Here is a 6,915-nt window from a genome sequence, read left to right as displayed (position 1 = left end):
CTGGGCGCCCTGGTCGGCTACGAGCGCTCCTTCCGCGGCCGGGCCGCGGGCATGCGCACCTACGGCCTGGTCTGCATGGCGTCTGCGGCCTTGACCGTGATGACCGGCTATCCCGACGCCTGGTACGGCGGCTTCGATGCGGCGGTTGCGCACGGCAGCGACCCGACCCGCGTGATCCAGGGCATCGTCACCGGCATCGGCTTCCTCGGCGCCGGGGTCATCATGAAGGACGGCCTGACGATCAGCGGCCTGACCACCGCGGCCTCGATCTGGGCGGCTTCGGCCATCGGCGTGCTGCTGGGCGTGGGTTTCTATGCCGCGGCCATCCTGCTGGCGCTGCTGTGCGCCGGCACCATGATGTGGGGCGCCAAGGTGGAGGCCTGGCTGCCCTCGCACCATGCCCTGGGGGTGACGATCCAGCTTGCCGCAGGGGCCACGCTGGAGGCGGCCGCACTGGATGCTTTCCTGCGGGGCCTGGGCTACCAGCTGGCGCCGGGCTCGCTGTCGCTGCGTTGCGAGGCCGGCCTGACCGAATGGCGCTTCGTCGCCGTGATCCGCCGGCGCAGCGAGGCCGCGCCGCTGGACGCCCTGGCCCAGGCCCTGGGCCGCCAGGCCTGGGTGGCCGGCTACACCCTGGCGCCGGCCCGCAACTGAGGCTCAGTGCACGAAGCCCATGGTGGTCTTGCGGCTGCTGCCGGCCGCCGGCAGGTCCTTGAGCAGCAGGCTGCCGCGGCCATCCAGCCGGGCGTTGCCGAAGGCCGTCATCCAGGCCCGGCGCATCTCGCGCGGGGCCACCTCGGCCAGGCGGTCCAGCACCGCATCGGACGGGGTCTCGTCGAAACGCTCGCCCCAGGCATGGGCGGCACGGATGGACTGGTAGAGCCGCCGGGCGATGGCGCGGGCGGCCTCCAGGTCGGGCATCTGCACCTCGTAGACGTTCATCCGGTTCAGGATGGGCTCGGGGATGCTGCGCTCGTCGTTGGCCGTGGCCACCCAGATGACCTGGCTGGCGTCGATCGGCACCTCGGCGAACTCGTCGGTGAAGCTGTGGGCGGTGTCGTGTTCCAGCAGGCTGTAGAGCGCGCCCAGCGGGTCGTAGGCATGCTCGCCGCGGGCCTTGTCGATCTCGTCGACCACCATCACCGGGTTGGCGTACTGGCCGTCCACCAGGGTCTCGAAGACCTTGCCGGGACGCGCGCCCTTCCACTGGCTGGAGGCGCCCGAGAGCACCCAGCCGGCGGTCAGCGCGCTCATGCTGATGAAGCCCATGCCGGTGCCCAGCAGCTGGGCCACCTCGCGGGCGAAATGGGTCTTGCCCACGCCGGGCGGGCCCAGCAGCAGCATCGGGGTGATCTCCAGCGCGTCGCGGCTGTCTTCCACCAGGGCGATCTGGCGCTTGAGGTCGTCCAGCGCCTCGTGGAAGTTGGGCAGTTCGTCGTAGAGGTGGTCCATGGCCGGCAGGCCGGCGGGCTTGACCTGGAAGCGCTCGGGGCCCTTTTCCAGCATGCGCTCGTAGGTGCTGCGCAGGTGTTCATGTTCCCGGTCGGGCAGCTTGGCCAGCCGTTGTTCCACCTCGTTGAGGTGGTAGACGCTGCGCATCCGGGCGATCGGGATCGATCCGCCCTGAACGGTCATGAGCTCGTGAGATGTGGACATGCAACCTCCATCCAGTAGGCACCGGCCGCCCGGTGCCTTCATTGCAGCAAAGCACCTGCCGCCCCAAGCCGCGATCAGCGGCCGGATGCGGGCTCAGTTGTGGTTTTAGCAAAAGACGGGCCTGCGTGTGGTCGGGCCATTTCCCGGCTTTTCCACCGATCGGAGCCTGACGGCCCGTGAAAAATACCGTGTTCTGTATTCGGGTCTCTTCGCAGGTCCGCCAACATCCACTCAGGGAGAGACTGTCCATGTGGCTTCAGAACGTGACCATCGGCCGCCGCTTGGCGCTGGTCCTGTCCGTCATCCTCGGCCTGTCGCTGCTCAGCGGCATCGCCAGCGTCCTGATGCTGCGGGACCTGGGCCGGGAGGTCAGCGCCATGGTGGGCGACCAGCTCAAGACCGAGCGCGCCGGTGAGGCCTGGCTGAACAACACCACCGCGGGCATGCAGCGCGCCGCGGCCATCGCCAAGAGCAGCGACCCCAGCCTGGTGGCCTATTTCGCGCCGGCCAGCGCCAAGTCCATCGCCGAGACCAACGATCTCCAGAAGGTGATCGAGGCGGCGATGGACACCGAGGAAGAGAAGACTGAGTTTTCCAAGGTGACCGAACTGCGCAAGGCCTATCTGGCCGCGCGCGACGAGGTCAACAAGTACAAGAAGGCCGGCGATGCTGCGGGGGCGCTCAAGGCCTTCGCCGAGCAGTTCGAACCCACGTCCGCTGCCTATCTGGCCGGCGTGCAAAGCCTGGTGGAGATGCAGCGCCGGACCTTCGATGCCTCGGCCGAGCACGTGCAGGCCTTGCGCGTGCGGGCCACCACCGTGCTGGTGGTCGTCGGGCTGCTGTCCGTGGTGATCGGCGCGGCCCTGGCCTGGCAGCTGACCCGCAGCATCACCGTGCCCTTGCGCGAGGCCGAGGTGGCCGCCCAGGCCGTGGCCCGCATGGACCTGAGCCAGGCGGCGCGCCGCCACTATGCCCGCGACGAAACGGGCCAGCTGATGCAGGCCATCGACGCGATGCGCGAGGCCCTGCGCAAGACGGTGCATGAGGTGCGCCGCGCGGTGGACAGCATCTCAACCGCCAGCACCCAGATCGCCACCGGCAACCAGGACCTGAGCGCCCGCACCGAGCAGACCGCCTCCAACCTGGAGGAAACCGCCTCGGCGATGGAGCAGCTCACCAGCACGGTGCGCAACAGCGCCGATGCCGCCGCCCAGGCCAACCAGCTGGCCACCTCGGCCGCCGATGTGGCCCAGCGCGGGGGCGCGGTGGTGGGCGAGGTGGTGGCCACGATGAACGAGATCCACCAGTCCAGCCAGAAGATCGCGGACATCATCGGCGTGATCGACGGCATTGCCTTCCAGACCAACATCCTGGCCCTGAACGCGGCGGTGGAAGCCGCCCGCGCCGGCGAGCAGGGCCGCGGCTTCGCCGTGGTGGCCGGCGAGGTGCGCAGCCTGGCCGGCCGCAGCGCCGAAGCCGCCCGCGAGATCAAGTCGCTCATCGGCGCCAGCGTGGAGCGGGTGGAGACCGGCTCGCGCCTGGTCGGCGATGCCGGCAGCACCATGACCGAGATCGTGGCCAGCGTGCAGCGCGTCACCGACATCATCGGTGAGATCAGCTCGGCCACCCGCGAGCAGAGCCAGGGCATCGGTCAGGTCAATCTGGCAGTGACGGATCTGGACCGCATGACCCAGCAGAACGCGGCCCTGGTCGAGCAGTCGACCGCCGCCGCCGAGAGCCTGAAGGACCAGGCCGGCCGCCTGAGCGGCATGGTCTCGACCTTCCGGCTGGAAGGCTGACCGCGCGCAAGGCTCACCCGGGCCCCGCGGACCCAGGCTTCACTTCACCCAGGTGTTGAGCTGGATGATGGGCAGCAGCACGGCCAGCACGATCAGCATCACCACGCCGCCCATGGCGACGATGAGCAGCGGCTCCAGCAGCGTGGCCACGGCCAGCGCGCGGCGCTGCACCTCGCTGCCCAGCTGGCGGGCGGCGCGGTCCAGCATGACCGGCAGCTGGCCGGTCTGCTCGCCCAGGCGGGCGAACATGGCCAGCAGGCCGGGAAAGCGTTTCTTGGCCGCCAGGGCGGAGGCCAGTGGCGCGCCCTCGCGCACCTGCACCAGGGCGTCCATGGCGTCGGCGCGCATGGCGTGGTTGCCCAGGGTCTCCGCCGCGGCCTGCAGGGCCTTCAGGATGGGCACGCCCGCACTGGCCAGCATGGCCAGGGTGCCGGCGAAGCGCGCCGCGTTGTAGCCGCGCGAGAGCCGGCCCACCAGCGGCACCGTCAGGATGCCGGCATCGAAACGCTCCCGGAAAGCCGGGTTGCGCAGGGCCAGCAGCAGGCCGCCCACGCCGGCCGCCAGCAGCAGCACGACCAGCAGGCCCCAGTGCCGCACGAAGCCGCTGATGGCCAGCATGGCCACCGTCAGGCCCGGCAGCGCATGCTTGCCGTTGGCGAACACCGAGGCCACCTGAGGCACCACGTAGCTGACCAGGAAGGTCACGATGACCACCGCGATCAGCGAGACGATGGCCGGGTAGAGCATGGCGCCGATCAGCTTGGCGCGCAGGGCCTGGCGTTCCTCCAGGTCGTTGGCCAGGCGGTCCAGCACCGGGCCCAGGGCGCCGCTGGCCTCGCCGGCGGCCACCACGGCACGGTAGACGTCGTCGAACTCGCGCGGCGCGGTGGACAGGGCGCGGGCAAAGGGGCTGCCGGCGTTGACCTCGCTGCGCAGGTGGGCGATGAGCTCGCGCTGGCGCGGCTCCTCGGCCTCGTCGGACAGGGCGGTGAGCGCCCGCTCCAGCGGCAGGCCGGAGCTGACCAGGCCGGCCAGCTGGCGGGTCCAGACGGTCAGGCCGCTGCTGGTGAAGGCCCGCCGGCCGCGCGGCATCATGGAGCGGCCACCAGCGGCTTCGGCCATGGCCACCGCGGTGACGGCCAGCGGCACCAGGCCCTGGCCCCGCACCAGGGCGCGCGCGGCCTTGGCGTTGTCGGCCTCGACCAGGCCGTGCACGGTCTTGCCGGCGTCGTTGAGGGCCTCGTACTTGAATGCGGACATGGTGGGGTGGGGCTCAGTCGCGGGTCACGCGCAGCACTTCTTCCAGCGAAGTGATGCCCTGGGCCACCAGGCGCTCGCCGTCCTCGCGCATGGAGCGCAGGCCGTTGCGGCGGGCGGCTTCGACGATCTCGCTCTCAGCGGCCTGGTTGTGGATCAGGGCCTGCACCGCCGGGTCCACCACCATCAGTTCGTAGACGCCGGTGCGGCCCTTGTAGCCGCTGCCACCGCATTCGGGGCAGCCCACGGCCACCCAGCGCGGCTGGCCGTCGGGGCCGGGCTCGCCGGGCTTCTTGCAGTGATTGCAGAGCTTGCGCACCAGGCGCTGGGCCTGCACGCCCAGCAGGCTGGAGCTGAGCAGGAAGGGCTCCACGCCCATGTCGATCAGGCGGGTGACGGCCGAGGGCGCGTCGTTGGTGTGCAGCGTGGCCAGCACCAGGTGGCCGGTCAGCGAGGCCTGGATGGCGATTTGCGCGGTCTCGAAGTCGCGGATTTCGCCGATCATGATCACGTCCGGGTCCTGGCGCAGGATGGCGCGCAGGGCCTTGGCGAAGGTGAGGTCGATCTTGGCGTTGACCTGGGTCTGGCCGATGCCGGGCAGCTCGTATTCGACCGGGTCCTCCACCGTCAGGATGTTGGTGGTGGCGGTGTCCAGCCGGCCCAGGCTGGCGTACAGCGTGGTGGTCTTGCCGGAGCCGGTCGGGCCGGTGACCAGCACGATGCCGTGGGGCTGGTGCACCAGCTGATCGAAGGCGTTGAGCACCGCGCCGTCCATGCCCAGGCCTTCCAGCGTGAACTTGGATTCGCTCTTGTCCAAGAGACGCAGCACCGCGCGCTCGCCGTGGGCGCTGGGCAGGGTCGAGACCCGCACGTCGATGGCCTTGCCGCCGATGCGCAGGCTGATGCGGCCGTCCTGGGGCAGGCGCTTCTCGGCGATGTCGAGCTCGGCCATGATCTTCAGCCGGCTGATCAACGCGGCGTGCAGGGCCTTGTTGGGCTGCACCACCTCGCGCAGCGTGCCGTCCACCCGGAAGCGCACCGAGCTGCTGCGCTCGTAGGGCTCGATGTGGATGTCGCTCGCGCCGTCCTTGGCCGCCTGCGTCAGCAGGGCGTTGAGCATGCGGATGATGGGCGCGTCGTTGGCGGCTTCCAGCAGGTCTTCCACCGCCGGCAGCTCCTGCATCATGCGGGAGAGATCCACCGCGCTCTCGACCTCGCCGATCACCGAGGCGGCGCTGCCCTCGCCACCGGCATAGGCCTCGGCCAGGCGGCGGGCCAGGGCCTCGGCCGGTGCGGTTTCGAGCTGGTCCACCGCATACAGGCGCAGCACCTCGCCCAGCGCGCTGCGCGGGCTGCTGTCGGCGCAGTGCAGCACCAGGCGCTGGCCGTCGTCTTCCAGCAGCAGGGTGTTGGCCTTGGCGAAGGCGTAGGGCAGGGGGTGTCGCTGGCCCATGGTGTCAGTTCGTGGTGGCAGGGGCCGAGGCGCTGTCGGCGGGCGCCTGCGGGGCGTCGAAGGGCTGGGTGACCAGCGGCGCGGCCGGCACCTTCTGGCCCGGCTGGCGCGCCGGCAGCAGCGGGGCGCTGTCCACCGGCAGCAGGATGTCCTTCTCGGGCTGGGCGTTCTGCTGCACGGCGCGGATGGCGTCGTAGCGGTCCACCACCAGCTTGTCCATCGAGGCGTTGTCCCGGATGATGACCGGGCGCAGGAACAGCATCAGGTCGGTCTTGGTGCGGGAGCGGTTGTCGCTGCTGAACAGCCGGCCCAGCAGCGGGATGCTGCCCAGCAGCGGCACCTTGTTGTCGGCGTCGCCGTACTCGTCCTTGAGCAGACCGCCCAGCACCATGGTCTGGCCATCGTCCACCACCACGCTGGTCTCGATCGAGCTCTTGTCGGTGATGGAGCTGCCGTCGGTGCGCAGGGTGGAGTTCTCCTGGTAGACCGTCATGCGGATGGTGCCGCCCTCGCCGATCTGGCTCTTGATGCGCAGCACGATGCCCACGTCCTTGCGCTCGACGGTCTGGAACGGGTTGACCGAGTTGCTGCTGCCGCCGGTGTTGGTGTAGCTGCCGGTCACGAAGGGCACGTTGGAGCCGATGACGATCTTGGCCTCCTCGTTGTCCAGCGCCACCAGATTGGGCGTGGACAGCACGTTGGCGCCGGTCTGCGTCTGCAGGAAGTTGGCCAGGGCGCCCAGCGTGAAGG

Annotated in this window: 5 protein-coding genes and 1 pseudogene; 2 read left to right on the top strand and 4 right to left on the bottom strand. The window is 70.2% G+C overall.

Annotation, left to right across the window (positions count from 1 at the left end):
• The coding region (locus tag I73_RS15370; RefSeq protein WP_026096792.1) for an MgtC/SapB family protein at nucleotides 1-654 on the top strand (654 nt) is incomplete at its 5' end.
• A gap of 3 nt (nucleotides 655-657) precedes the next feature.
• Here the strand turns inward: I73_RS15370 and I73_RS15365 are convergent.
• Complete coding sequence (locus I73_RS15365) at nucleotides 658-1,656, bottom strand: AAA family ATPase (protein ID WP_051049233.1); 999 nt, start codon at nucleotides 1,654-1,656, stop codon at nucleotides 658-660.
• 248 nt (nucleotides 1,657-1,904) lie between these two features.
• Here I73_RS15365 and I73_RS15360 point away from each other — a divergent pair, with 248 nt between their 5' ends.
• A complete protein-coding gene (locus I73_RS15360) occupies nucleotides 1,905-3,455 on the top strand; it encodes a methyl-accepting chemotaxis protein (protein ID WP_022981424.1) in 1,551 nt (516 codons plus the stop codon).
• Between the two features lie 39 nt (nucleotides 3,456-3,494).
• On the opposite strand, the gene gspF is transcribed toward I73_RS15360, so the two are convergent.
• The 3 genes and pseudogenes from gspF to I73_RS28225 all read right to left on the bottom strand — a co-directional run.
• Nucleotides 3,495-4,715 (bottom strand): type II secretion system inner membrane protein GspF, encoded by a 1,221-nt coding sequence (gene gspF / locus I73_RS15355; protein WP_022981423.1) that lies wholly within the window; start codon nucleotides 4,713-4,715, stop codon nucleotides 3,495-3,497.
• A gap of 13 nt (nucleotides 4,716-4,728) precedes the next feature.
• Nucleotides 4,729-6,165 carry a type II secretion system ATPase GspE gene (gene gspE, locus I73_RS15350; protein WP_022981422.1) on the bottom strand — a complete coding sequence of 479 codons (1,437 nt, stop codon included), beginning with the start codon at nucleotides 6,163-6,165 and terminating at the stop codon, nucleotides 4,729-4,731.
• Between the two features lie 4 nt (nucleotides 6,166-6,169).
• A pseudogene (locus I73_RS28225) lies at nucleotides 6,170-6,915 on the bottom strand (type II secretion system protein GspD); the annotation flags it as partial.

The sequence above is a fragment of the Ideonella sp. B508-1 genome (genome assembly GCF_000333615.1).
Lineage (GTDB): Bacteria > Pseudomonadota > Gammaproteobacteria > Burkholderiales > Burkholderiaceae_C > Ideonella.
Note: the sequence above shows the minus strand (reverse complement) of the source record. Positions and strands in the feature narration are given on the sequence as shown.

What these genes read in the sequence shown, in the direction of transcription:
- gspE (WP_022981422.1), bottom strand. Translation starts at nt 6,165, where the DNA reads ATGGGCCAGCGACACCCCCTGCCCTACGCCTTCGCCAAGGCCAACACC.
- gspF (WP_022981423.1), bottom strand. Translation starts at nt 4,715, where the DNA reads ATGTCCGCATTCAAGTACGAGGCCCTCAACGACGCCGGCAAGACCGTG.
- I73_RS15365 (WP_051049233.1), bottom strand. Translation starts at nt 1,656, where the DNA reads ATGTCCACATCTCACGAGCTCATGACCGTTCAGGGCGGATCGATCCCG.
- I73_RS15360 (WP_022981424.1), top strand. Translation starts at nt 1,905, where the DNA reads ATGTGGCTTCAGAACGTGACCATCGGCCGCCGCTTGGCGCTGGTCCTG.